23 protein-coding genes are annotated in these 24,868 nt (G+C 72.6%); 6 read left to right on the forward strand and 17 right to left on the reverse strand.

From position 1 onward, the window contains the following. Positions 1–387 precede the first annotated feature (387 nt). Both OHA65_RS13415 and OHA65_RS13420 read right to left on the reverse strand, forming a co-directional pair. Positions 388–1,695, reverse strand: a complete 1,308-nt coding sequence (locus OHA65_RS13415; RefSeq protein WP_405761922.1) for a beta-xylosidase — start codon at positions 1,693–1,695, stop codon at positions 388–390. Between the two features lie 95 nt (positions 1,696–1,790). Then, complete coding sequence (locus OHA65_RS13420) at positions 1,791–2,834, reverse strand: helix-turn-helix domain-containing protein (RefSeq protein ID WP_329313499.1); 1,044 nt, start codon at positions 2,832–2,834, stop codon at positions 1,791–1,793. Positions 2,835–2,905: 71 nt separating this feature from the next. On the opposite strand from OHA65_RS13420, the gene OHA65_RS13425 reads away from it, so the two are divergent. Both OHA65_RS13425 and OHA65_RS13430 read left to right on the forward strand, forming a co-directional pair. Next, complete coding sequence (locus OHA65_RS13425; RefSeq protein WP_328762721.1) at positions 2,906–4,207, forward strand: MFS transporter; 1,302 nt, start codon at positions 2,906–2,908, stop codon at positions 4,205–4,207. Next, a complete protein-coding gene (locus OHA65_RS13430; protein ID WP_405761924.1) occupies positions 4,204–4,860 on the forward strand; it encodes a class I SAM-dependent methyltransferase in 657 nt (218 codons plus the stop codon). The genes OHA65_RS13425 and OHA65_RS13430 overlap by 4 nt, the downstream gene beginning before the upstream one ends. Positions 4,861–5,328: 468 nt before the next feature. On the opposite strand, the gene OHA65_RS13435 is transcribed toward OHA65_RS13430, so the two are convergent. The 6 genes from OHA65_RS13435 to OHA65_RS13460 all read right to left on the reverse strand — a co-directional run bounded on the left by OHA65_RS13435 (position 5,329) and on the right by OHA65_RS13460 (position 10,270). Beyond that, entirely contained in the window at positions 5,329–5,685 is a 357-nt protein-coding gene (locus tag OHA65_RS13435) for a cytidine deaminase (protein ID WP_327283364.1), read from the reverse strand. 72 nt (positions 5,686–5,757) lie between these two features. Further along, the gene (locus tag OHA65_RS13440) at positions 5,758–6,111 is read right to left on the reverse strand and encodes an MmcQ/YjbR family DNA-binding protein (protein WP_327283365.1); all 354 of its coding nucleotides are present in this window, start codon (positions 6,109–6,111) and stop codon (positions 5,758–5,760) included. Further along, the gene (locus OHA65_RS13445) at positions 6,108–7,412 is read right to left on the reverse strand and encodes a hemolysin family protein (RefSeq protein ID WP_327283366.1); all 1,305 of its coding nucleotides are present in this window, start codon (positions 7,410–7,412) and stop codon (positions 6,108–6,110) included. Before OHA65_RS13445 ends, OHA65_RS13440 begins: the two co-directional genes overlap by 4 nt. Then, a complete protein-coding gene (ybeY, locus tag OHA65_RS13450) occupies positions 7,409–7,906 on the reverse strand; it encodes an rRNA maturation RNase YbeY (RefSeq protein WP_030862467.1) in 498 nt (165 codons plus the stop codon). Before ybeY ends, OHA65_RS13445 begins: the two co-directional genes overlap by 4 nt. Before the next feature lie 13 nt (positions 7,907–7,919). Next, positions 7,920–8,963, reverse strand: coding sequence for a PhoH family protein (locus tag OHA65_RS13455; protein ID WP_327283367.1), 1,044 nt, complete (start codon positions 8,961–8,963; stop codon positions 7,920–7,922). A gap of 140 nt (positions 8,964–9,103) precedes the next feature. Then, entirely contained in the window at positions 9,104–10,270 is a 1,167-nt protein-coding gene (locus tag OHA65_RS13460; RefSeq protein WP_405756015.1) for a PfkB family carbohydrate kinase, read from the reverse strand. Between the two features lie 145 nt (positions 10,271–10,415). Between OHA65_RS13460 and OHA65_RS13465 the strand changes: the two genes are divergently transcribed. Continuing rightward, entirely contained in the window at positions 10,416–11,738 is a 1,323-nt protein-coding gene (locus OHA65_RS13465; protein WP_405761926.1) for an MFS transporter, read from the forward strand. Here the strand turns inward: OHA65_RS13465 and OHA65_RS13470 are convergent. The 6 genes from OHA65_RS13470 to hrcA form a co-directional block, all read right to left on the reverse strand. Next, positions 11,735–12,640: a ribonuclease Z gene (locus OHA65_RS13470; RefSeq protein WP_327283370.1), complete on the reverse strand. Its 906-nt coding sequence runs from the start codon at positions 12,638–12,640 to the stop codon at positions 11,735–11,737. The two genes, OHA65_RS13465 and OHA65_RS13470, sit on opposite strands and share 4 nt — an antisense overlap. Positions 12,641–12,643: 3 nt before the next feature. Next, positions 12,644–13,003 (reverse strand): histidine triad nucleotide-binding protein, encoded by a 360-nt coding sequence (locus OHA65_RS13475; RefSeq protein WP_327283371.1) that lies wholly within the window; start codon positions 13,001–13,003, stop codon positions 12,644–12,646. Positions 13,004–13,102: 99 nt separating this feature from the next. Further along, on the reverse strand, positions 13,103–13,846 hold the full coding sequence (locus OHA65_RS13480; RefSeq protein ID WP_327283372.1) for a 16S rRNA (uracil(1498)-N(3))-methyltransferase: 744 nt from the start codon (positions 13,844–13,846) through the stop codon (positions 13,103–13,105). Then, positions 13,843–14,934, reverse strand: a complete 1,092-nt coding sequence (locus tag OHA65_RS13485; protein ID WP_327283373.1) for a nitronate monooxygenase — start codon at positions 14,932–14,934, stop codon at positions 13,843–13,845. Before OHA65_RS13485 ends, OHA65_RS13480 begins: the two co-directional genes overlap by 4 nt. 147 nt (positions 14,935–15,081) lie before the next feature. Further along, positions 15,082–16,221 (reverse strand): molecular chaperone DnaJ, encoded by a 1,140-nt coding sequence (gene dnaJ, locus OHA65_RS13490; protein ID WP_327283374.1) that lies wholly within the window; start codon positions 16,219–16,221, stop codon positions 15,082–15,084. Further along, a complete protein-coding gene (hrcA, locus tag OHA65_RS13495; protein WP_327283375.1) occupies positions 16,222–17,238 on the reverse strand; it encodes a heat-inducible transcriptional repressor HrcA in 1,017 nt (338 codons plus the stop codon). A 156-nt stretch (positions 17,239–17,394) separates the two neighbouring features. On the opposite strand from hrcA, the gene OHA65_RS13500 reads away from it, so the two are divergent. Further along, the gene (locus OHA65_RS13500; RefSeq protein ID WP_327283376.1) at positions 17,395–18,120 is read left to right on the forward strand and encodes an MBL fold metallo-hydrolase; all 726 of its coding nucleotides are present in this window, start codon (positions 17,395–17,397) and stop codon (positions 18,118–18,120) included. 28 nt (positions 18,121–18,148) lie between these two features. Continuing rightward, complete coding sequence (locus OHA65_RS13505; protein WP_327283377.1) at positions 18,149–18,955, forward strand: DUF3097 domain-containing protein; 807 nt, start codon at positions 18,149–18,151, stop codon at positions 18,953–18,955. Positions 18,956–19,011: 56 nt separating this feature from the next. Here the strand turns inward: OHA65_RS13505 and hemW are convergent, their stop codons facing one another. From hemW to lepA, 3 genes are all read right to left on the reverse strand, one after another. Then, the gene (gene hemW, locus OHA65_RS13510; protein WP_405761928.1) at positions 19,012–20,244 is read right to left on the reverse strand and encodes a radical SAM family heme chaperone HemW; all 1,233 of its coding nucleotides are present in this window, start codon (positions 20,242–20,244) and stop codon (positions 19,012–19,014) included. Between the two features lie 117 nt (positions 20,245–20,361). After that, entirely contained in the window at positions 20,362–22,251 is a 1,890-nt protein-coding gene (locus tag OHA65_RS13515) for an AMP-dependent synthetase/ligase (protein WP_327283379.1), read from the reverse strand. A 238-nt stretch (positions 22,252–22,489) separates the two neighbouring features. Beyond that, positions 22,490–24,355, reverse strand: a complete 1,866-nt coding sequence (gene lepA, locus OHA65_RS13520; RefSeq protein ID WP_327283380.1) for a translation elongation factor 4 — start codon at positions 24,353–24,355, stop codon at positions 22,490–22,492. 212 nt (positions 24,356–24,567) lie between these two features. On the opposite strand from lepA, the gene rpsT reads away from it, so the two are divergent. Beyond that, positions 24,568–24,834, forward strand: coding sequence for a 30S ribosomal protein S20 (gene rpsT, locus OHA65_RS13525; protein WP_327161927.1), 267 nt, complete (start codon positions 24,568–24,570; stop codon positions 24,832–24,834). Positions 24,835–24,868 lie beyond the last annotated feature (34 nt).

The raw sequence follows: 24,868 nt of genomic DNA on the forward strand, positions 1-24,868 counted from the left end.
CGGCCGGGACGGTGACCCGCTCCCGGGCGAGCCTGGCCCAGGCGGCGGTGGCACGGCGGGGCTCGTCGGGGCCGCGGAGCGCGAAGCCGCCGTCGCGGGCGGTGTTGTAGGCGTCGGCGGCGTAGAGGCGGAAGGTGCGGGGGCGGTCGGTGCGGTTGGTGACGGTGACGGCGTCGTCGACGGTCCCGCCGGGGGCGGCGGCCAGGTAGAAGCAGGGCCGCTGGGCCACGCTCGTGGCGGCGGGGAGCACGGACCACTGCCCGTCGTCGGCAGCGGCCGTCCCGGGGGTCAGGAGCAGCACGGCTGCGCCGATCACGCCGCCGAGCAGCGCCACCCCGACCGGCCGGGCCCGCCGTGCCACGGCCCGGGGGACCCGCGGCACGGGGGTCACGAGAGGGTCAGGGTCAGGACCGCCCGGTACGCGCCCGGCGGGGTGTACGGGGGGAGGGTGAGGGTGACCGTCGCGTCGATCGTGAACGTCCCGCCCACCTGCGCGGCGTCGGGCGAGAAGGCGAGCACCGCGCCCTCCGGGCCGACCGCCCCCGGGCTGCCGGGCGCGCACCGGCTCGGGCTGCCCGCCGCAGCCGTGCAGGTCGGGGTCCAGCGCAGCGAAGCCCCCGGGACGCGGACCCCGCCCGGGCCCGTGAAGTCCGTGACCTTGCCGATCAGCGTCCATCCCGCCGGGCCGCCCCGCGCGTCCTTGACGGTGACCGTGCCGATCCGGCCGGGGGCCGCGCCGCCCTCTCCGTACGGGACCGCGCCCAGCGCGATCGACTCGCCCTCCTGGTTCATCGACAGCGCGCCCGGCTCGACCACCACCGTCACCTTCCGGGTACCCGGCGGCGGCGGGGGCGCGTCCTCGATCACCGTGTACGCCGCCGGGCCCGAGCCCTGCTGCGCCGACCATGCCGGGCCCTCGTACGCGACCACCGCCGTCGTCGTCCGGTCCGACACCGGCAGCTGCGCCAGGACCGCGCCGTGCTCGTCCGCCGTGACCGCCACCCGGTCCGCGGTCCCGGCGGCGCCCGCCCGGCCGGCCACGGTCACGGCCGCGCCCGGAGCGAAGCCGGCGCCGGTGACCGTGACCTCGGCGCCGGGTTTCCCGTACGCCGCGGCGAGCGCGACCGACCGCAGGTTGGCCCGGGGCAGCGGGCTCGCGGTGAGCCGCTCGGACACCGGCGCCCCGGTGACGGTGCAGACGGTGTCCAGGTCCAGGAGGTGACTGGTGTGCAGGGTGTAGCCGCCCGGGGCCAGGGTGATCTCGCCGGGCGCAGTGACGGTGAACGTGCCGGTCATGGCGACGGCGGGCAGTTCCGCACCTGCCTGGACGGGGTCGTTCCGCTTCGCTCCCACGACCGTGACCTCCCCGCTCTGCGCACCCCCCAGCAGGATCCGCCCGGTCGGGGTCAGCGCATCGGCCGGGAGTTCGGTGCCGACCGGGTTCACCGCGGGGGTCCGGGCCACCTGGTACGTCACGGTGACCGTGTCGCCGAGCTTCGGCGCCGGGTCGTCGACGGTGATGCGGGCCGTGGTCGGCCCGTCGGCGGGCGGCAGTCCGGCCTCCTGCGGCGGCAGGCAGTGCGTCGGGAACTCGACCTGCCCCGGGGGCCCGGCAGTCGAACCGGCCACTTCGGCGGCGGGCGCACCGGGCGCGACCCCGGTCGTGGCAGCCAGCACCGCCATGCCGACGGCCACCGACCATCTCCTGCTGCCCGCCCGTGTTCGCACGGCCCGCCCCCTGGGTTCCTCGCGCTGACAGGGGGCCATTCACGAGCGGGCGACGGGAGAAGTCAATGCACGGACCCGGCACCAACTGATGGCCCATCAGGAGATGGCAGCCTCTCGTCGCCGCTCCCGCCCCCACCCCCGCTCGTCGCGCGGAACGTGCGCCGGTACGCCGTGGGGCTCACCCCCAGCGCCGCCTGGACGTGCTTGCGCAGCGACTGCGCCGTCCCGAACCCGGTCTCCCGCGCCACCTGTTCCATCGGCAGGTCCGTCTTCTCCAACAACCGCCGGGCCCGCTCCACCCGCTGCCCGACGATCCACTCGCCCGGGCTGACCCCGGACTCCTCCCGGAACCGGCGCGTGAACGTCCGTACCGACATGGCCTCTTGGCGGGCCAGGTCGACCAGCCGCACCGGCTCGTGCAGCCGGTCCAGCACCCAGGCGCGGGCCGCCGCCGTACTGGCCAGCTGCGGCTGCGGCACCGGCCGGTCGATGAACTGGGCCTGCCCGCCGTCCCGGTGGGGCGGTACGACGGTCCGCCGGGCCACGTCGTTGGCGACGGCGGCCCCGTGGTCGCGGCGCACGATGTGCAGGCACAGGTCGATGCCGGCGGCGACCCCCGCCGAGGTCAGCACGTCCCCGTCGTCGGTGTAGAGCACGCCTGCGTCCACCCGTACGGCCGGGAAGAGGCGCTGGAAGTGCTCGGCGTGCGCCCAGTGGGTGGTGGCTGGGCGGCCGTCCAGGAACCCGGCGGCGGCCAGCACGTACCCGCCCGTGCAGATGGAGACGAGCCGCGTCCCGGGCCGGATGTACGCGAGCGCCGCGGCGAGCCCGTCGCCGAGCCGGCCGTGCTCGTACACCGGCCCCAGCTCGTACGAGGCGGGCACCACCACGGTGTCGGCAGTGGCCAGCAGCTCGGGTCCGTGCTCGACCTGGACCGCGAAATCGGCGTCCGTGCGCACCGGCCCGGCGGCCAGGGCGCAGGTGAGGATCTCGTACAGGGGCTGCCCGGTGGAGTCCTTGGCGCGGCCGAAGATCCGGTGCGGGATGCCGAGCTCGAAGGGCAGCAGCCCCGTGAGCGCGAGGACGACGACGCGATGAGGGGCCATGGCCCGATCATATCGAAGGGTGTCGGTCAGGCCACTGTCGTACGGGGGCTCCCCGGCCGGAAGCTTTCTGCGTGACCCAGACAGCTCCCCACCCCGCCCCGCACACCCCCGGTCCGGCCCCGGCATCCCCGGGGCGCGTCCACCGCGCGTGGTTCGTCGCGGCCGTCGCCTTCGTGACGATCATCGGCGCCGCGGCCTTCGCCTCCCTCCCCGGCCTGCTCATCGAGCCGCTGCACGAGGAGTTCGACTGGTCGCGGGGCACGATCGGCCTCGCCGTCTCGGTGAACCTCGCCCTGTACGGGCTGACCGCACCCTTCGCCGCCGCCCTGATGGACCGTTTCGGCATCCGCAAGGTGGTGGCCCTGGCCCTGCTCGTCATATCCGGCGGCACGGTGGCCACGCTGTGGATGACGACGCCCTGGCAGCTGGTGCTGTTCTGGGGCGTACTGGTGGGCCTGGGCAGCGGCTCCATGGCGCTGGCCTTCGCGGCGACCGTCACCAATCGCTGGTTCACCGCCCGGCGCGGCCTCGTCACCGGCATCCTGACCGCGGCCGGCGCCTCCGGGCAGTTGATCTTCCTGCCGCTGCTGTCCTGGCTGGTGGTGCACCACGGCTGGCGTCCGGCGGCCGTAACGGTGTCGCTGGCGGCGCTGGTGGTCGTCCCGTTCGTCTGGCTGCTGCTGCGCGATCACCCGGCCGACGTGGGGCTCGCCCCGTACGGGGGCACCTGGGCCGAGAAGCCGGCGCCGGCCGTGGGCGCGGCGCGGCGAGCGGTGACGGTGCTGTTCAAGGCGGCCCGGACCGGCCCCTTCTGGCTGCTCGCGGGCACCTTCGCGATCTGCGGGGCGTCGACCAACGGGCTGGTCAAGACCCACTTCGTACCGGCGGCGCACGACCACGGCATGCCGGTGACGGCGGCCGCGGGACTGCTCGCGGTGATCGGCGTGTTCGACGTGATCGGCACCATCGCCTCCGGCTGGTTCACGGACCGCTTCGAGGCGCGCCGCCTGCTCGCGGTGTACTACGCGCTGCGCGGGATCTCGCTGCTCTTCCTGCCGATGCTGCTGGCGCCGTCCGTGCACCCGCCGATGGTCTTCTTCATCGTCTTCTACGGGCTGGACTGGGTCGCGACCGTCCCGCCGACCATCGCGCTGTGCCGCGAGCACTACGGGGAGGACAGCGCGATCGTCTTCGGCTGGGTCCTGGCCTCCCACCAGGTGGGCGCGGCGCTGGTGGCGTTCCTGGGCGGCCTGGCCCGTGACGCCTTCGGCTCGTACGACCTGGTCTGGTACGCCTCGGGCGCGCTGTGCGCGATGGCCGCGCTGATGGCCATGGTGATCCGCCGCCGCGCCCATGATCCACTCACTGCGTGACCCCACTGACGCAGCGCGCCTTCGAGGCGATCGGCAGGTTCAACGACGCCCACCCCTGGGACCACAACGCCCACTACCACCGATGGATACTGCGGCAGCTGCCCGGCCGGTTCGGCAGGGCGCTGGACGTGGGCTCCGGCAGCGGGGACCTGGCCCGGCTCCTGGCCGGCCGGGCCCCGGCGGTGGACGCCATCGACGCCGATGCGGCGATCGTCGCCCGGGCACGGCAGCTGACCGCGCCGGGCACCCCGGTGACGTTCTCCGTGGGGGACGCGCTGACGGAGCTCCCACCGGGGCCGTACGACGTCATCACCTGCGTCGCCACGATCCACCACCTGCCGTTCGGCGAGGCCCTGCGGCTCCTGCGCCGACGCCTGGCGCCGGGCGGGACCCTGGTCGTCGTCGGTCTCGCGCGGGCGCAGACCCCGGGCGACCACCTGCTCGGCGCGGCTGCGATTCCGCTCAACGCCGCCCTGGGCTGGATCAAGAACAAGGGGCGTACGGCTCCCCGGCCGCCCTCGATGACCGCCCCGACCCGCCCGGCGGACATGGGCTTCCGGGCCGTCGTCCGCGAGGCCGGGGCCGTACTGCCGGGCGCACGGCTGCGCCGGAGGCTGTTCTGGCGCTACACCCTGGTCTGGCGCCAAAGCTGACGGGTACGAGGTCCGGCGGACGCAAGGCCCGGCAGGCACGAAGCCCCGCGGACGCAAGGCCCGGCGGGCACAAGGTCCAGCAGGCACGAAACCCAGCGGACGCAAGGCCCGGCAGGCACGAAGCCCCGCAGGCACGAGGTCCGGCGGACGCGAAGCCCAGCGGACGCAAGGCCCGGCAGGCACGAAGCCCCACGGACGCAAGGCCGGCAGGCACAAGGTCCAGCAGGCACGAAACCCAGCGGACGCAAGGCCCGGCAGGCACGAAGCCCCGCAGGCACGAGGTCCGGCGGACGCGAAGCCCAGCGGACGCAAGGCCCGGCAGGCACGAAGCCCCGCAGGCACGAAACCCAGCGGACGCGAGGTCCGGCGGGTGCGAAGGATGCCGGACGAGAAGGCCCGTGGGCGCGAAGGCTGCCGGGCGGGAAGGCCGACGGACGCCCGGCCTACCGGCCCGACGGGTCGACCGGGTCAGGAGCCTGCCGGGGTGGTGGACTTGAGGGAGCCGTCCGGGGCCGCCAGGAGGACCGGGGTGGCCGGGCCACCGAGGTCGCGGACCGCCGCGCGGTCGGCTTCGGCCACCGCCTCCACCGAGCTGACCACGGCCGCGGCCTCCAGGGACTCGGCCCCGCTCGCCACCGCCATCGCGACCGCCGTTTGCAGGGCGCTCAACTTCAGGGACTCCAGGTCCACCGTCCCGGCGACGTAGGTACGGCCCGTCTCGTCCCGCACCGCCGCGCCCTCGGGCACCCCGTTGCGGGCCCGGGCGCTGCGCGCCAGCGTGATGATCTTGCTGTCCTCGGGGTTGATCCCGGTGGTGTCGGTCATGGTCGAAAGCATAGGGAGCGCCTCGGCGGGGCCGCGCAACGACCCCGCCCCACCTTCACGGCCGGTCGGGCCTCACGGCCGGTCGAGTCGCAGCCGCTCCGCCCTCGGCAGGCCCGCCACCACCAGGTCGTACGAGTCCTCGATCAGCTCCCGCACCAGCGCGTCCGGCAGCCCGCCGACCGTCACCGTGTTCCAGTGCCGCTTGTTCATGTGCCAGCCCGGCGCGACCGCTTCGTGCTCCGCACGCAGCCGTACCGCCTGCTCCGGCTCGCACTTGAGGTTCACGGTCAGCGGGTCCCCGTCCAGCCCGGACAACGCGAACATCTTGCCGAGCACCTTGAACACCGAGGTTTCCGGGCCGAAGGGGAACTCCTCCACCGCCGCGTTGAAACCCAGGCAGAACGCACGCAGCTCCGCCGGTGTCATTCGCCCTCCCCGCCCTCTCCCGCCGCCGGAGCCACCGGCTCCACCAGCACCGTCACGATCTTGTTCCTCCGGCCCGCCGGGGACTCGGCCGTCAGCCGCAGCGGCCGCCCGTCCGGCAGCTCCACGAGCGCCGAGGCGCCCGCGATCGGGACCCGGCCCAGCGCCTTCGCCAGCAGCCCGCCGACCGTCTCCACGTCCTCGTCGTCGAAGTCCTCGACCTTGAACAGTTCGCCGAGGTCGGTGATGTCCAGGCGCGCCGTCACCCGGTAGCGGTCCTCGCCGAGGTCCTCGACGGGCGCGAGCTCGCGGTCGTACTCGTCGGTGATCTCGCCGACGATCTCCTCAAGGATGTCCTCGATGGTGACGATGCCGGCCGTGCCGCCGTACTCGTCGATGACCACGGCCACGTGGTTGCGCACCTGCTGCATCTCCCGCAGCAGATCTCCCGCGTTCTTGGTGTCCGGCACGAAAACCGCCGGCCGCATCGCCGTCGTCACCAGGTCGGCCTCCGCCTCCCGGCTGATGTGCGTCTTGCGGACCAGGTCCTTCAAATACACGACGCCGACGATGTCGTCCTCGTTCTCCCCGGTCACCGGGATGCGCGAGAAGCCCGACCGCAGGGCCAGCGTGGTCGCCTGACGGACCGTCTTGTACCGCTCTATGCAGACCAGGTCGGTCCGCGGCACCATCACCTCGCGCACCAGCGTGTCGCCGAGCTCGAAGACCTGGTGCACCATCCGGCGCTCCTCGTCCTCGATCAGCGACTCCTTCTCCGCCAGGTCGACCATCGCGCGCAGCTCCGCCTCGGAGGCGAACGGCCCCTTGCGGAAGCCCTTTCCGGGCGTGAGCGCGTTGCCGATGAGGATCAGCAGCTGCGGGATGGGCCCCATGACGCGGGCGAGCGGGACCAGGACGTAGGAGGCCGCCGTCGCCGTGTTGAGGGGGTGCTGGCGGCCGATGGTGCGCGGGGAGACCCCGACGGCCACGAACGACACCAGCACCATCACCGCGATCGCGACGAGCAGCGCTTTCCAGTTGTCGCCGAATTCGTCGAGGCAGACGTACGTGACCAGCACGCCGGCCGCCATCTCGCAGGTGACACGCACGAGCAGCGCCACATTGAGGTAGCGGGTCGGGTCGGCGGCGACCTGCGCGAGCTTCTCGCTGCCGCGCCGGCCCTCCCGTACGGCCTGCTCCGCGCGGAAGCTGGAGATCCGGGCGATCCCGGACTCGGCGCACGCCGCGAACCAAGCCACCACCACCAGCAGCACCGCGCCGGTGATCAGCTGCGGGGCGGTCACGAGACGGTCGGGGCCGGGGACGGACCGGTCATGCCGCGCTCACCGCGCCAGCCGTCGACGATGGCCGCCTGGAGGCCGAACATCTCGGCCTTCTCGTCCGGCTCCTCGTGGTCGTACCCGAGCAGGTGCAGCACCCCGTGGACGGTCAGGAGCTGGAGCTCCTCGTCCATGGAGTGCTGCGTCGGGGCGTCCTCGCCCTGCTTCTTCGCCACTTCGGGGCAGAGCACGATGTCGCCGAGGAGCCCCTGCGGGGGCTCCTCGTCGTCCTTCGCCGGCGGACGGAGCTCGTCCATCGGGAAGGACATGACGTCGGTGGGACCCGGCAGGTCCATCCACTGGATGTGGAGCTGCTCCATGGCGTCCTCGTCGACGACGATGACGGAGAGCTCGGACAGCGGGTGGATCCGCATCCGGGTGAGCGCGTAGCGGGCGATGTCGAGGATCGCCCGCTCGTCGACCTCGGTTCCGGACTCGTTGTTGACGTCGATCGACATGGTGCGCTGGGTTCTACTTCCGCTGGTAGCCGTTCCGGGACTGGGCGTCCTGGGTGTCGTCGTACTTCTCGTACGCATCGACGATACGGCCGACCAGCTTGTGCCGGACGACATCCTCGGACGTGAGCCGCGAGAAGTGGATGTCCGGGACCCCTTCGAGGATCGTCTGGACCTGGCGCAGACCCGACTTGGTGCCGCCGGGAAGGTCGACCTGGGTGATGTCACCGGTGATGACGATCTTCGAATCGAAGCCGAGACGGGTCAGGAACATCTTCATCTGTTCCGGGCTCGTGTTCTGCGCCTCGTCGAGGACGACGAAGGCCTCGTTGAGCGTCCGGCCGCGCATGTACGCGAGCGGCGCCACCTCGATGGTCCCGGCCGCCATGAGTCGGGGGATCGAATCCGGGTCGATCATGTCGTGCAGTGCGTCGTACAGCGGGCGCAGGTACGGGTCGATCTTGTCGAAGAGCGTGCCCGGCAGGAAGCCGAGCCGCTCTCCCGCCTCGACGGCGGGGCGGGTCAAGATGATGCGGCTGACCTGCTTGGACTGGAGCGCCTGGACCGCCTTGGCCATGGCGAGGTACGTCTTGCCGGTACCGGCGGGGCCGATGCCGAACACGATCGTGTTCTTGTCGATCGCGTCGACGTACCGCTTCTGGTTGAGGGTCTTGGGGCGGATGGTGCGGCCACGGCTGGAGAGGATGTTCTGGGTGAGTACCTCTGCGGGCGTCTCGTCCGGCCCGTTGCCGTTACCGCTCGCCTTGAGCATGGCGATCGAGCGTTCCACTGCGTCCTCCGTCATCGGCTGCCCGGTGCGGAGCACCAGCATCATCTCGTCGAACAGGCGCTGGATCAGGGAGACTTCCGCCGTGTCTCCGACCGCGCTGACCTGATTGCCCCGAACATGGATGTCAGCCTTCGGGAAGGCCTTCTCGATCACGCGCAACAGGGCGTCACCCGAGCCGAGCACCGTGACCATCGGGTGCCTGGCCGGAACGGTGAAGTGGGCTCGCGCCTGCCCCGGCGCCGGTGTCTGGGCTGTGGGTGTCTGAGTCATGGGCCGGCACTGTGGCCTGCACATACCTCCCGCTGAGGGGCCTCGCCGATCGACGACCTCCGGAGTACCAAGGGTACGACTCCGCCGGACCATCCCCGAGGGGTTTTCCCCGCCCCGCCGCCCCCGGCGCCGGGCACCCCTCAGACCGGGTGGCGGAAGCCGATGGTCGGGACCGCCCTGCGCCGGGGGGCGGTCTCCGCGCCCGGCGGGACCAGCGCGTCCAGGAAGGCGTAGCGCGGCCGCAGGGCCTCGGGGGCCGCGCGCCACCAGTGGGCCACCTCCGGCCAGCCCGGGGCGGACAGCGAGCCGCCGAACTCCTGGACCGAGAGGGCCGCCGTCAGGCCCGCGAACGCCAGCCGGTCCGCCAACGGCCACCCCGCCAGGGTGCCGGTGACGAAGCCCGCCACGTAGACGTCGCCCGCCCCCGTCGGATCCAGCGCGTCCACCGTGATCCCGGGGACCTCCGCCGTCTCCCCGGTCCGCCCGTCCACCGCGCACGAGCCCTCCGCGCCCATGGTCACCACCGCGACCGGCACCTTCCGCGCGAGCGCCCGCGCCGCCGCCCGCGGACAGTCCGTGCGCGTGTACCGCATCGCCTCCCCCGCGTTCGGCAAGAACGCCTCGCAGTGCTCCAGGTCGGCCAGGGCGTCCAGGTCCCAGCGCCCGCTCTCGTCCCACCCCACGTCCGCGAAGACCCGGGCCCCGCGCCGCGCCGCCTCCGCGATCCACGCGTCCGTCCGCCCCTGCCCCAGCGAGGCCACGGCGGCCCGGGTGCGCGGCGGGCACTGCGGGAACGGCCCCGGGCCACCCGGGGGCGGGGCCTCGTGGCCGTGCGAGACCATCGTGCGCTCCCCCTCGTACGCCATCGAGACCGTGACCGGGCTGTGCCAGCCGGGGATGGTCCGCGACATGGACAGGTCGATGCCCTCGCCCTGCTCCAGCGCGTCCCAGCAGTACTCGCCGTAGTGGTCGTCGCCGAACGCCGCGGCGAGCGAGGTGCGCAGGCCGAGCCGGGCCAGCGCGGTGGCCATGTTGGCCACTCCCCCGGGGCTGGAACCCATGCCGCGCGCCCAGGACTCCGTACCGCGGACGGGGGCCGAGTCGAGGCCTGTGAAGATGATGTCGAGGAAGACCGTGCCGGTCAGGTAGACGTCGAACCCCGGTTCGGCGGGGTCCCGCAACGGGCCGAGCGGATCCACGGCTGCGCTGCGGCTGGTGCGGCTGTCCCGACTGGTCACGGTGTACTCCCCGTTTGGTGCGAAGGCTCGTTTCTGCAAGCGGGCATTCGATGGAAAGCTGCCAGCCATGCCCGTCCCCGACAGGGCCAAAACCCAGTGTGTCGCACATCACTCTCGTGCCGCTCTTCTCCGGGTCGTGGACCACTTGATAGACAAAGGCGCCGCGGTTCCGCGGAACACCCCGCCCCACCTGCGCACCACCGGGAAAACCTCCGTGTCCGACAACACCTCCGCGCCGCCCGCCGCCTGGCCCCTGGTGGCCCTCTTCACCGCCGGATACACCGCCTCGTACCTGCTCCCGACCGTCGTCGGACGGCTCGACGCCCACCTCCCGCTGAGTCCCGCTCAGGCCGGGCTCGTCGGTACCGCCCTGCTGCTCGGCTCCGCCACGGCCGGCTTCACCCTGGCCTCCCGCATCCCCCGCCACGGGCCCCGCCCGCTGGCCCGGCTCGGGCTGCTGCTCGCCGCCCTGGGCTACGGCACGGCGGCCTCGACCGCCCTGATCCCGCTGGTGGTCGCGGGCGTCGTCGTCGGCGGCTTCGGTTCCGGTACCGCCACCGCAGTGGCCGCCGCCGGCATCGCCGGGCAGCGCGATCCGCGCCGCACCTCGTCCCTCGGGCTGCTGTCGGTCTCGGCGACCGCGGGGGCGCTGTACCTGACCCTGCCGCGCCTGGGCGGCGGCCACGGGCTGCCGTTCGCGGCCATCGCCCTGGTCGCGGCACTGGTCTGGCCGGCGACCGGCCGACTCGGCGGGCCCACCCGCCCGGGTCCTTCCGTACGGGGCTCCGGGCGGCCGCCGCACCCGCGCGCCGGGGCGGTGCTGACGGGCTGCCTGCTGTTCTGGTCGCTGTCCCAGGAGGCCCTGTGGGGCGTCAGCGGCCGGATCGGCGCCGAGCAGGCGGGCCTGCCCGAGGCCACCCTGGGCGTCGTCTTCGCCATGGCGCTGGGCGCGGGCCTGCTCGGGGTCACGGCCGCCTCCGCGTTCGGCGCCGGGCTGGGGCGGGCGTTCCCGGTCGGCGCGGGCACCGCGGCCATCGCGGGCTGCATCGTGCTGACCTCCGCCGCGGACGGGCTCGCCGGGTTCGCCACCGGGGAGATCCTGTGGAACGCCGTGTACCCGGTGGTCCTCTCGTACGTGATCGGCCTCGCGGCGACCCTGGACCCGCGCGGCCGCTGGGCGGTGCTCGCCGGGGCCGCCTCCTCGCTGGGAACGGCCTGCGGGCCCGTGGCGGGCAGCCTGCTCGCCGAGGCGTTCGGCTTCCCGGGCATGGGGCTGGTGCTGGGCGCCCTGCTGCTCGCCGTGGCCGGCCCGCTGACCGCCGTCGCGCTGCGCGCGGGCGCCCGCCCGGCGGCTGCGGCCGAGGAGCCGGTCCGCCGCGGCGGGACGGCCCCGGCGGCGCACCCCGGGACGGGGGCCGGGACCGGGCCGGAGCCGGCGGGCGCGCCCGTCCGCGTACGCCGCACCCCGCGCCGGGTGCTGCTGCTCTCACCGGCGGCCCGCCGCTCCCGCGACCGGGAGCGCGAACGGTCCGGCTAGCCGCGCTTCGGCAGGGGGACCCGTACGAGGTCCGCGGCGATCGTCAGTTCGCCCTCGAAGCCGGCCGCGCGGGCCTGGCGTTCGAACTCCTGCGGGTCCGAGTAGCGCTGCGAGAAGTGCGTCAGCACGAGGTGCCGTACACCCGCGTCGCGCGCCGCCCGGGCCGCCTGGCCGGCGGTGAGGTGCCCGTGGTCGGTGGCCAGCGCCTCGTCCTCGTCGAGGAACGTGGACTCGATAACGAGCATGTCGCAGCCCGCGGCGAGCTCGTCCACGCCGGGGCACAGCCGGGTGTCCATGACGAACGCGAAGCTCTGCCCGGGCCTCGGCTCGCTGACGTCGTCGAGAGTGACCCCGCCCAGCTGCCCCTCGCGCTGGATGCGGCCCACGTCGGGGCCCTTGATCCCGTGCCGCGCGAGCAGTTCGGGCACCATGCGGCGGCCGTCCGGCTCGGTGAGCCGGTAGCCGAAGGACTCGACCGGGTGCGAGAGCAGACGGGCTTCGAGGGTGTACGAGGGCCCCCGGGCCAGCGTCCCGTCCCCGGCCACCGGTTGCTCGCCGAGCGCGACGGTCTCCCGGTAGGCGGTGGCGTACCGCAGCCGGTCGAAGAACTTCTGCCCGGAGGCCGGGTAGTGGGCGGTGACGGGGTGCGGGACCCGGTCCAGGTTGATGCGCTGGATCACCCCGGCGAGACCGAGGCTGTGGTCCCCGTGGAAGTGGGTGATGCAGATCCGGTTGATGTCGTGGGCGGCCACCCCGGCGCGCAGCATCTGGCGCTGGGTGCCCTCGCCCGGGTCGAAGAGGATCCCCTCGCCGTCCCAGCGCAGGAGGTAGCCGTTGTGGTTGCGGTGACGGGTGGGCACCTGGCTGGCGGTGCCCAGCACCACGAATTCGCGTACGGACACGGTCTATCCGGGGGGCCACTGGAGACCGCGGCCGCCGAGGACGTGCGCGTGCGCGTGGAAGACGGTCTGGCCGGCGCCGGCGCCGGTGTTGAACACGACGCGGTAGCCGTGGTCGTCGACCTTCTCCTCGGCCGCGATCCGTCCGGCCTCGGCCAGCAGGTCGGCGGCGACGGCCGGCTCGGCGGCGGCGAGCGAGGCGGCGTCGGGGTAGTGCACGCGGGGAATCACGAGGACGTGCGTGGGCGCCTGCGGGTTGATGTCCCGGAAGGCGAAGGTCGTCTCGGTCTCCCGGACCACGGTCGCCGGGATGCTCCCCGCGACGATCTTGCAGAACAGGCAGTCCGCCTGCGGTTCCCCGGCCATTGCTTCGCCTTCCGTGACAGTGGCGTTGACGGGCCGTCGACGCCGGTGTTGATCAGCCCGGGCATCGTATCCGGCGCCGTCGGCGCCCTCACGTGCGTTTCAGGACCAGCGGCCGGTGCGCGCCAGGAGGACCGCCGTCGCCGCGGTGCCGGCGGTGGAGGTGCGCAGGACCGAGGAGCCCAGGCGGTGGGGGTGGGCGCCGGCCTCCGCGAAGACGGCCAGCTCCTCCGGCGAGACCCCGCCCTCGGGGCCGACCACCAGGACGACGGAGCCGCCGGCCGGGAGCTCGGCCGTGGCCAGGGCCCCCGAGGGCGCGTCCCGGTCCTCGTGCAGGACCATCGCCAGGTCGGCGCCGGCCAGCAGCGCCGCGACCTGCTTCGTGGACATGGCCTCCGCCACCTCCGGGAAGCGCACCCGGCGGGACTGCTTGCCCGCCTCCCGGGCCGTGGCCCGCCATTTGGCCAGGGACTTGGCGCCGCGGTCGCCGCGCCACTGGGTGATGCAGCGCGAGGCCTGCCAGGGGACGATGGCGTCCACGCCGGTCTCGGTCATGGTCTCGACGGCGAGCTCGCCGCGGTCCCCCTTGGGCAGGGCCTGGACGACGGTGATCCGCACGGCAGGTTCCGGTTCCCGGCCGGTGGCGGACACCGAGACGACCAGCCGGTCCTTGCCCTCGGCGGCCTTGACCACGGCCTGCGCCCAGCCACCGCGGCCGTCCGTGAGGACCACCGCCTCACCGGGGTTCAGCCGTTTCACGGACACCGCGTGCCGGCCTTCCGGGCCGTCGAGCACGAACTCCGGCCCCGCGGGGACCTCTTCGACCACGAACACGGGGGCGGTCATGACGTACTCCTCTTCTGCATTTCCTTCAACGCGCTGCGGGCCTCGGCCAGTTCGGCCGCCAGCACCTCCATCAGCTCCCCCGCGGGCAGCGCCCGGGCCAGCCGGTGGCCCTGGCCCGCCCACAGGGCCATGCCCTGCGGGTCCCCGGCCGCGGCCGCGGCTTTGCGCAGCCCGGCGGTCATGTGGTGGATCTGCGGGTACGCGGCCGGGGCGTACGGCCCGTGCTCCCGCATGAACCGGTTCACCAGGCCCCGGGCCGGTCGTCCCGAGAACGCCCTGGTCAGCTCGGTGTGGGGGAACAGGGGGTCCGTCAGCGCCTTCTTGTGCAGCGGGTGCGCGCCCGATTCGGGACAGGCCAGGAACGCGGTGCCGAGCTGCGCCGCCTCCGCGCCCGCCGCCAGCAGCGCCGCGATCTGCGAGCCCCGCATCAGACCGCCCGCCGCGATGATCGGGAGGGCCACGGCCTCCCGTACCTGCGCGACGAGCGCGAGCAGGCCCACGCCCGCCGTGCCGTCCGCCTGCGGGTCGTCGCGGTGGGTGCCCTGGTGGCCGCCCGCCTCCACGCCCTGGACGCAGACGGCGTCGGCGCCCGCGGCCTGGGCGGCGCGCGCCTCCTCGACCGAGGTGACGGTGACGACGGAGTACGTGCCCGCCTTGCGCAGGGCGGCGAGGACGGCGGGCACGGGAACGCCGAAGGTGAACGAGACCACGGGAACCGGGTCTTCGAGGAGGATCGCGAGCTTGGCGTCGTAGCCGTCGTCGCTGGTGCCGATGATGTCCTCGTCGGCCAGGGACACGTCGTACCAGCCGGCCTCGCCGGCCAGCTGCCCGCGGTACGCCTCCACGGCGGCCGGGTCCACGTAGCCGGTCTGCGGCATGAAGAGGTTCACGCCGAACGGGCGCCGGGTGAGCGCGCGCAGCCTCTTGATCTCCTGGTACATGCCGTCGGCGGTCTTGTAGCCGCCGGCCAGGAAGCCCAGTCCGCCCGCCTCGCACACGGCGGCGGCGAGCGGCGGACAGGAGGCGCCGCCCGCCATGGGAGCCTGCACGATCGGGTACGGGGAGAGACCGTTCGGTGCGGAGGACATGGACTGCATCGTGCCACGTCCCGCGCACCGGGCCGAATCACCGCATTCGCCTGGCATAGTCCGCTCCGCCGGAGGCGTCCGGATCAATGCGCCGAGCCCGGTCCGGGGCATCCCCGGACCGGGCTCGTACATGCGCTCGCGGGCCGGTCAGCGGCCGTTGAAGGCGTCCTTCAGGCGGCTGAACAGGCCCTGCTGACCCGGCGCGAACTGGCCCATGGGCCGCTCCTCGCCGCGCAGCTTGGCGAGCTGGCGCAGCAGCTCCTCCTGCTGGGCGTCCAGCTTGGTCGGCGTGGTGACCTCGACGTGGACGATCAGATCGCCGCGGCCGCCGCCGCGCAGGTGCGTGACGCCGCGCCCGTGCAGCGGGATGGCCTGGCCCGACCCGGTGCCGGGACGGATGTCGATCTCCTCCAATCCGTCCAGCGTCTCCAACGGGCATTTGGTGCCCAGGGCCGCTGCCGTCATGGGGATGGTCACCGTGCAGTGCAGGTCGTCCCCGCGCCGCTGGAAGGTCGGGTGCGACAGCTCGTGGATCTCCACGTACAGGTCGCCGGCGGGGCCGCCGCCGGGGCCGACCTCGCCCTCGCCCGCGAGTTGGATCCGGGTGCCGTTCTCGACACCGGCCGGGATCTTGACCGTGAGGCTGCGGCGGGAGCGGACCCGGCCGTCGCCCGCGCACTCGGGGCACGGGGTCGGGACCACGGTGCCGAAGCCCTGGCACTGGGGGCAGGGGCGCGAGGTCATGACCTGGCCCAGGAAGGACCGGGTGACCTGCGACACCTCACCGCGGCCACGGCACATGTCACACGTCTGCGCCGAGGTGCCGGGGGCGGCACCCTCGCCGGAGCAGGTGGTGCAGACGACGGCCGTGTCGACCTGGATGTCCTTGGTCGTGCCGAAGGCGGCCTCGTCCAGTTCCAGGTCGAGGCGGATCATGGCGTCCTGGCCGCGGCGGGTCCGCGAGCGCGGGCCGCGCTGCGAGGCCTGGCCGAAGAAGGCGTCCATGATGTCGGAGAAGTTGCCGAAGCCGCCCGCACCGAAGCCGCCCGCGCCGCCACCGCCGCCGGAGGAGGACAGCGGGTCGCCGCCGAGGTCGTAGACCTGCTTCTTCTGCGGGTCCGAGAGCACCTCGTACGCGGCGTTGATCTCCTTGAAGCGCTCCTGCGTCTTCGGATCCGGATTCACGTCCGGGTGGAGTTCGCGCGCGAGGCGGCGGAAGGCCTTCTTGATCTCGTCCTGCGATGCGTCGCGGCGCACGCCGAGAACGGCGTAGTAGTCCGTGGCCACTTACGACTCCGCCAGGATCTGTCCGACGTAACGTGCCACTGCGCGTACCGCTCCCATCGTTCCGGGGTAGTCCATGCGGGTCGGTCCGACCACGCCGAGTTTGGCGACAGTTTCGCCGCCCGAACCGTAGCCGACCGAGACGACGGACGTGGAGTTCAGTCCCTCGTAGGCATTCTCATGCCCGATCCGTACGGCCATCCCCGACTCGTTGGCCTCGCCCAGCAGCTTGAGGAGCACGACCTGCTCCTCCAGCGCTTCGAGCACCGGCCTGATCGTCAGGGGAAAATCATGTCCGAAGCGCGTGAGATTGGCGGTTCCGCCGATCATCAGCCGCTCCTCGGCCTCTTCGACCAGAGTCTCCAGCAGGGTCGCGAGCACGGTCGACACCGTGCTGCGGTCCTCCGGTTCGAACGACTCCGGCAGATCCTGCACGAGCTGCGGCACGTCGGTGAACCGGCGGCCGACGACCCGACTGTTGAGCCGCGCCCGAAGATCGGCGAGCGAGGTCTCGCCGAACGGCGTCTGGCAGTCGACGAGCCGCTGCTCGACCCGGCCCGTGTCGGTGATCAACACGAGCATGAGCCGGGCCGGAGCCAGCGACAGCAGCTCGACGTGCCGGACCGTGGACCGGGTCAGGCTCGGGTACTGGACGACGGCGACCTGTCGGGTGAGCTGCGCCAGCAGCCGCACCGTCCGGCCGACGACGTCGTCGAGGTCGACGGCGCCGTCGAGGAAGTTCTGGATGGCCCGGCGTTCGGGCGTCGACAGGGGTTTGACTCCCGCCAGCTTGTCGACGAACAGCCGGTAGCCCTTGTCCGTGGGGATCCGGCCGGCGCTGGTGTGGGGCTGGGCGATGTAGCCCTCCTCCTCCAGCACGGCCATGTCGTTGCGCACGGTGGCGGGCGAGACGCCGAGCCGGTGCCGCTCGGTGAGCGCCTTGGAGCCGACCGGCTCCTCCGTCCCGACGTAGTCCTGGACGATGGCGCGCAGCACCTCAAGTCTGCGTTCGCTGAGCATGGCGCACACCTCCAGCTGGTCGTCGGTGAATCGTCGTGGTCGGTTTCATCTGCTGCGTTGGCACTCCGGGCGTTCGAGTGCCAGAGATCCCCCGGCCAGTGTACGGCCGGGTAGTCAGCCCCTGGCAAGGGCGGCCCGCCAGGGTAGCGTCCCTGCATGGACGTGCATTGGGAAGAGGCGGGCTGGGAGCGGCTGACCGGGCGGACCGGGCGGCGGCGGCTTCCGGTGTGGGACTGCACCGTGGGACTGGTGGTGGGGGACGAATCGGTCCTCCTGATCGATCCGGGCTCGTGCGTGCGGGAGGGTGCGCAGCTGCGGGCCGAGGCGCAGCGACTGACGGGCCGGCGCGTGACGCATATCGCATTCACGCACGGGCATTTCGATCACGTACTGGGCGTGGCGGCGTTCTCCGGCGCCGAGGTCTTCGGGGCGGTCGGGCTCGACGCCGAACTGTCGACCGGCCGCGAGGAGCTGCGCGCCGGTGCGGTCCGCCAGGGGCTGGCGGAGGCCGAGGCCGCCGAAGCGGTGGACCTGCTGGTGGGGCCGAGGCATTCGGTGTCGGGCGAATGGACGCTGGAGCTGGGCGGGGTCCAGGTCCTGCTGGCGAACGTCGGCCCCGGGCACACCCGGCACGACCTGGCGGTGTTCGTCCCCGGAGAGCGCGAGGTGGTGTTCTGCGGGGACCTCGTCGAGGAGTCGGGCGAACCCCAGGCGGGCAGTGACGCCGTGCCGGCGCAGTGGCCGGCGGCCATGGGCCGGCTGCTGTCGCTGGGCGGCGACGACGCCCTGTACGTGCCGGGTCACGGAGCGGTGGTCTCCGCGGACTTCGTCCGTGCGCAACGCGACACACTGGCACGGCGGTTCGGCGTGTCGGACGCGTGAGCGCCGCCTCTCTCGTAGCGTCGGCCGGATGCGTGAGTACTCCCCCGACCTGACCCCGCAGTGGAAGCGCGCCAAGGCCGTCCCGCAGGTGCCGGCCGAGCCCGACCTGGTGGTCGAGGTGGCGGGTACGGACTTCTGCGGCGCGGTGGTGGCCTGCGAGGCGGGCACGGTGACCCTGGAGGACCGCTTCGGCAAGCGCCGGGTGTTCCCGCTGGAACCGCGGGGGTTCCTGCTGGAGGGCGCCGTGGTGACGCTGACCCGCCCCTCACGGGCCCCTCAGGCGCCCCTGCGCACCGCCTCGGGCTCCGTGGCGGTCCCGGGGGCGCGCGCCCGCGTGGCGCGCGCCGGGCGGATCTACGTCGAGGGCCGGCACGACGCCGAGCTGGTGGAGCGGGTCTGGGGCGACGACCTGCGGATCGAAGGCGTGGTGGTGGAGTACCTGGAGGGCATCGACGACCTCCCGGCCATCGTGGCGGAGTTCGACCCGGCCCCGGACGCCCGTCTGGGGATCCTGGTGGACCACCTGGTCCCGGGCTCGAAGGAGTCCCGCATCGCGGCTGCGGTGACCTCCCCGGACGTACTGGTCGTCGGCCACCCGTACGTGGACGTGTGGCAGGCGGTGAAGCCCTCCGCACTGGGCATCGGGGCGTGGCCGGTGGTGCCGCGGGGCCAGGACTGGAAGACGGGCGTCTGCCGGGCCCTGGGCTGGCCGGAGAACACCGGGGCGGCGTGGCAGCACATCCTGTCCCGCGTGGCGTCCTACAAGGACCTGGAGCCGACCCTGCTGGGCTCGGTGGAGCACCTGATCGACCACGTCACGGCTCCGGCCGACTAGCCCCGGCCGACGGGTCGGCCGGGGCGGCCGGTCGACCCGGCTCGTCGAGCCGTCGGCTAGTCGACCAGGTCGCGGACCACCGCGTCGGCCAGGAGCCGCCCCCGCAGGGTCAGCACGGCCCGGCCGCCCTCGTACGGCCCCGGCTCCAGGAGCCCGTCCGCGAGGGCCTTGCGGGACGCCGTGAGCCCGGCCGGGGCCAGCAGGGACAGCGGGGCCCCGTCGACCAGCCGGAGCTCCAGCAGGATCCGCTCCACCCGCCGGTCCTCCGCGGACAGCAGCTCGCGCCCCGCGCCCGGGGAACGGCCCTCGGCCAGGGCGGCGGCGTAGGCCCCGGGGTGCTTCACGTTCCACCACCGCACTCCGCCGACGTGCGAGTGCGCGCCGGGCCCCGCGCCCCACCAGTCGGCGCCGCGCCAGTACAGCTCGTTGTGCAGGCAGCGGCCCGCCTCCGTGGTGGCCCAGTTGGAGACCTCGTACCAGGAGTAGCCGGCCTCGGCCATCACCGAGTCCGCGATCAGGTACCGGTCCGCGTGCACGTCGTCGTCGGTCATCGGGACCTCGCCCCGCCGGATCCGGCGCGCCAGCTGGGTGCCCTCCTCGACGATCAGCGCGTACGCGCTGATGTGGTCGGGCCCGGCCCCCAGCGCGGCCGTCAGCGACGCCCGCCAGTCCTCGTCCGACTCCCCCGGCGTCCCGTAGATCAGGTCCAGGTTGACGTGTTCGAAGCCCGCCGCCCGCGCCTCCGCGACGCACGCCTCGGGCCGGCCCGGTGTGTGCGTGCGGTCGAGCACCTTCAGGACGTGCTGCTTCGCGCTCTGCATGCCGAACGAGATCCGGTTGAAGCCGCCCGCCCGCAGCTCCGCCAGGTACTGCGGGTTCGCCGACTCCGGATTGGCCTCCGTGGTGACCTCGGCGTCCTCGGCCAGGCCGAATTCGTCGCGGATCGCCGCGAGCATCCGTACGAGGTCGGCGGCCGGCAGCAGCGTCGGCGTGCCGCCGCCCACGAACACCGTGCGGACGGCCCGCGGGTCGTCCCCGAGCACCTTGCGGGCGAGGCGGACCTCGTCGATCAGGGTGTCGGCGTAGTTCTCCCGGGAGGCGAGCACGCCGCCGGTGCCGCGCAGCTCGGTCGCGGTGTACGTGTTGAAGTCGCAGTACCCGCACCGCGTGGCGCAGTACGGGACGTGCAGGTAGAACCCGAGCGGCCGGTCCCCGGCACCCGCCAGGGCATGCGACGGCAGCGAGCCGTCTTCGGGCATGGGGTCACCGTCGGGCAGTGCGGAAGGCATGCCCCCATTGTCCCGCACCCGCCGCCGGGCCGGTCCCCGCGCACCGGCGGGGCGGTTCCCGCCGCACGGCCCCGCGGGGCGGCCTGCTGCCCCGCCCCGCAGGGCCCGGCGCGGACGCTACGCCTCGCGCGACCCCTCGTACATCTCGTCGATGAGGTGCTTGAACTCACGCTCGACGGCCGGCCGCTTCAGCTTGAGGCTGGGCGTGAGGTCGCCGTGCTCCACGTCGAGGTCGCGCGGCAGGATCCGGAACTTCTTGATCGTCTGCCAGCGCTGGAGGCCCTCGTTCAGGGTCTGGACGTACGTCTCGATCAGCCGGTTCGTCTCCGCCGCGGCCAGCACCTCGGCGTACGTCTTGCCCTCCAGCCCGTTCTCGGCGGCCCAGCCCAGGATGGACGGCTCGTCCAGGGCGACCAGGGCGGCGCAGAAGTTCCGGTCGGCGCCGTGCACCACGATGCTCGACACGTACGGGCAGATCGCCTTGAAGCGGCCCTCGATCTCGGCCGGGGCGACGTACTTGCCGTTCGAGGTCTTGATCAGGTCCTTCTTGCGGTCCGTGATGCGCAGGTAGCCGTCGGGCGAGAGCTCGCCGATGTCGCCGGTGTGCAGCCAGCCGTCCTCCTCCAGCACCTCGGAGGTCTTCTCGGGCTGCAGGTGGTAGCCCTGCATGATGCCGGGGCCGCGCAGCAGGATCTCGCCGTCGTCGGCGATGCGGACCTCGGTGCCGGGGAGCGGCTTGCCGACGGTGCCGGTGCGGTAGGCCTCGCCGGGGTTGACGAAGGAGGCCGCGCTGGACTCGGTGAGGCCGTAGCCCTCAAGGATGTGGATGCCCGCGCCGGCGAAGAAGTAGCCGATCTCCGGGGCCAGGGCGGAGGCGCCGGACACGGCGGCGCGCAGTCGGCCGCCGAAGGCGTCGCGGAGCTTGGCGTAGACGAGCGCATCGGCGATCTTGTGCTTGGTGGCGAGGCCGAAGGGGGCCGTGGCCTGGCCGGTGCGCCGGTAGTTGTCCTGGGTGACCTTGGCGTACTCGCGGGCCACTCCGACCGACCACTGGAAGATCTTGTACTTGGCGCCGCCGCCCGCGCGGGCCTTGGCCGCGACCCCGTTGTAGACCTTCTCGAAGATCCGGGGCACGGCGGCCATGTACGTGGGCTGGACGACCGGCAGGTTCTCGATGATCTTGTCGATCCGGCCGTCGACGGCGGTGACGTGCCCGACCTCGATCTGGCCGGAGGTCAGGACCTTGCCGAAGACGTGCGCGAGCGGCAGCCACAGGTACTGGACGTCGTCGCTGGAGATCATCCCGGTGGCAACGGTGGCCTTGGCCATGTACGACCAGTTGTCGTGCGGCAGCCGCACGCCCTTGGGACGGCCGGTGGTGCCCGAGGTGTAGATCAGCGTGGCGAGCTGGTCGGGGGTGATCGCCCCGATCCGCTCCTTGATCGCCTCGGGGTGCTTGGCGAGGTACTCCTTGCCGCGCGCCTCCAGGTCGGCGAGGGAGAGCACCCAGCCCTCCGGGTCGCCCTCGGCCTGCACCGCGTCGGCGGCCTCCAGGACCACGACGTGGGCGAGCTCGGGCAGGTCGGCGCGGCACTCACGGGCCTTGGCCAGCTGGGACGCGTCCTCGGCGATCAACACGCGGCTGGCCGAGTCGGAGAGGATGAACGCCGACTCCTCGGCGTTGGTGCTCGGGTAGATCGTGGTCACGGCTCCACCGGCGCACATGACGCCCAGGTCGGAGAGGATCCACTCGACGCGAGTGTTGGAGGCGAGCGCGACCCGCTGCTCCGGTTGCAGGCCGAGGTCGAGCAGACCGGCGGCGATGCCGAAGACCCGCTCGGCCGCCTGGCCCCAGCTCAGCGACTTCCAGTCGTCGGGGCCGCTGCCGCCGGCCGCGGGCACCGGGAACCGGTACGCCTCGGCGTGGGGCGTGGCGGCGACACGCTCAAGGAAGAGTGCCGCCACGGTGGGCGGGCGGTTCTCGATCAAGGTCTGTGTGTCGCTCACGGACGTCCTCCGGACCACGCGGCAGGGCCTGTCATCCAAGGCGGTGAATGACGGCTTCCAACAGGGCTTGCAACCAGCGCTTGTAACTGGCGAGTAACCAACGGGCAGTGATCAGACTAGGGGCCCTCCGGCTGGCGCGTAAGGGCCCTTGAGACGCCGATTCATAACGAAACAGGCCCCCGCGCGACTGCGCGGAGGCCTGTTTCACATGCGGCACAAGGCCCGTCGGGGCCTGCGGCTACTTCTTCTTGCCACCGGACTCGTCGCTGGAGAGGACGGCGATGAAGGCCTCCTGGGGCACCTCCACCGAGCCGACCATCTTCATGCGCTTCTTGCCTTCCTTCTGCTTCTCCAGCAGCTTCCGCTTACGGGAGATGTCACCGCCGTAGCACTTGGCGAGGACGTCCTTGCGGATGGCGCGGATGGTCTCGCGGGCGATGACGCGCGAGCCGACGGCCGCCTGGATCGGCACCTCGAAGGCCTGCCGCGGGATGAGCTCGCGCAGCTTGGCGACGAGCCGCACGCCGTACGCGTACGCGGCGTCCTTGTGGGTCACGGCGGAGAAGGCGTCGACCTTGTCGCCGTGGAGCAGGATGTCGACCTTGACGAGGCTGCCCGACTGCTCGCCGGTGGGCTCGTAGTCGAGGGACGCGTAACCGCGCGTCTTGGACTTCAGCTGATCGAAGAAGTCGAAGACGATCTCTGCGAGGGGGAGGGTGTAGCGGATCTCGACCCGGTCCTCGGAGAGGTAGTCCATGCCGAGCAGCGTGCCGCGGCGGGTCTGGCAGAGCTCCATGATCGCGCCGATGAACTCGGTGGGCGCGAGCACGGTGGCCCGGACGACCGGCTCGAACACGTCCGAGATCTTGCCCTCGGGGAACTCGCTCGGGTTGGTGACCGTGACTTCCTTGCCGTCCTCCAGGACGACGCGGTAGACCACGTTCGGCGCGGTGGCGATCAGGTCGAGGCCGAACTCGCGCTCCAGGCGCTCGCGGACCACGTCCAGGTGCAGCAGGCCGAGGAAGCCGACGCGGAAGCCGAAGCCCAGTGCGGCCGAGGTCTCCGGCTCGTAGACCAGCGCGGCGTCGTTGAGCTGGAGCTTGTCCAGGGCCTCGCGCAGGTCCGGGTACTCGGAGCCGTCGAGCGGGTAGAGGCCCGAGAAGACCATCGGCTTCGGGTCCTTGTAGCCGCCGAGGGCCTCGGTCGCGCCGTTGTGCAGGCTGGTGATCGTGTCACCGACCTTGGACTGACGGACGTCCTTCACGCCGGTGATGATGTAGCCCACCTCACCGACGCCGATGCCGTCGGCCGGGGTCATCTCCGGGGAGGAGACGCCGATCTCCAGCAGCTCGTGCGTGGCGCCCGTGGACATCATCCGGATGCGCTCGCGCTTGTTGAGCTGGCCGTCGACCACACGGACGTACGTGACGACGCCGCGGTACGAGTCGTAGACCGAGTCGAAGATCATCGCGCGGGCGGGGGCGGCCTTGACGCCGACCGGGGCCGGAACGGTCGCGACGACCTTGTCGAGCAGGGCGTCCACGCCGAGGCCGGTCTTCGCGGAGACCCGCAGGACGTCCTCGGGCTGGCAGCCGACCAGGTTCGCGAGCTCCTCGGCGAACTTCTCCGGCTGGGCGGCCGGCAGGTCGATCTTGTTCAGGACCGGGACGATCGCGAGGTCGTTCTCCATCGCCAGGTACAGGTTGGCGAGGGTCTGGGCCTCGATGCCCTGGGCGGCGTCCACCAGGAGGACCGTGCCCTCACAGGCGGCGAGGGAACGCGAGACCTCGTACGTGAAGTCGACGTGCCCGGGGGTGTCGATCATGTTGAGGATGTGCGTCTTGCCCACGCCCTCGCCCACGGTGGGCGCCCAGGGCAGCCGGACCGCCTGGGACTTGATCGTGATGCCGCGCTCACGCTCGATGTCCATGCGGTCGAGGTACTGGGCACGCATCTGCCGCTGGTCGACGACACCGGTGAGCTGGAGCATCCGGTCGGCGAGCGTCGACTTGCCGTGGTCGATGTGCGCGATGATGCAGAAATTGCGGATCAGCGCCGGGTCGGTACGGCTCGGCTCGGGCACGTGGCTGGGGATCGCGGGCACGCAGTGTCCTGATTCTCGGGTCGCAGTCGGAAGCGTTTCCGGCTCTCGTCGGATCTGTACGCAGACTCCCATGGTCCCATGGACGGGGCGATGCGCTCGGTTTGGGCCGGTCGGAGCGCGCCTGGTAGCCTGGGCAGCTGTGTCTCGTATGCCCTCTCAGCTGTCGGGACACAATCCGAAGATCAAATCTCTGAACCTGAAAAGGCTCTTTCGTGGCGAACATCAAGTCCCAGATCAAGCGGAACAAGACGAACGAGAAGGCGCGCCTGCGCAACAAGGCCGTCAAGTCTTCGCTCAAGACCGCGATCCGCAAGGCCCGTGAGGCCGTGGCCGCCGGTGACGTCGAGAAGGCCACCGTGGCTTCTCGCGCCGCCTCGCGTGCGCTCGACAAGGCCGTCTCGAAGGGTGTCATCCACAAGAACGCCGCCGCCAACAAGAAGTCGGCGCTGGCCACCAAGGTCGCCACCCTCCAGGGCTGAGCTCTGATGTGATCGCCGGAAGGGATCCAGCGGG

Source organism: Streptomyces sp. NBC_00045 (assembly GCF_045041095.1).
Lineage (GTDB): Bacteria > Actinomycetota > Actinomycetes > Streptomycetales > Streptomycetaceae > Streptomyces.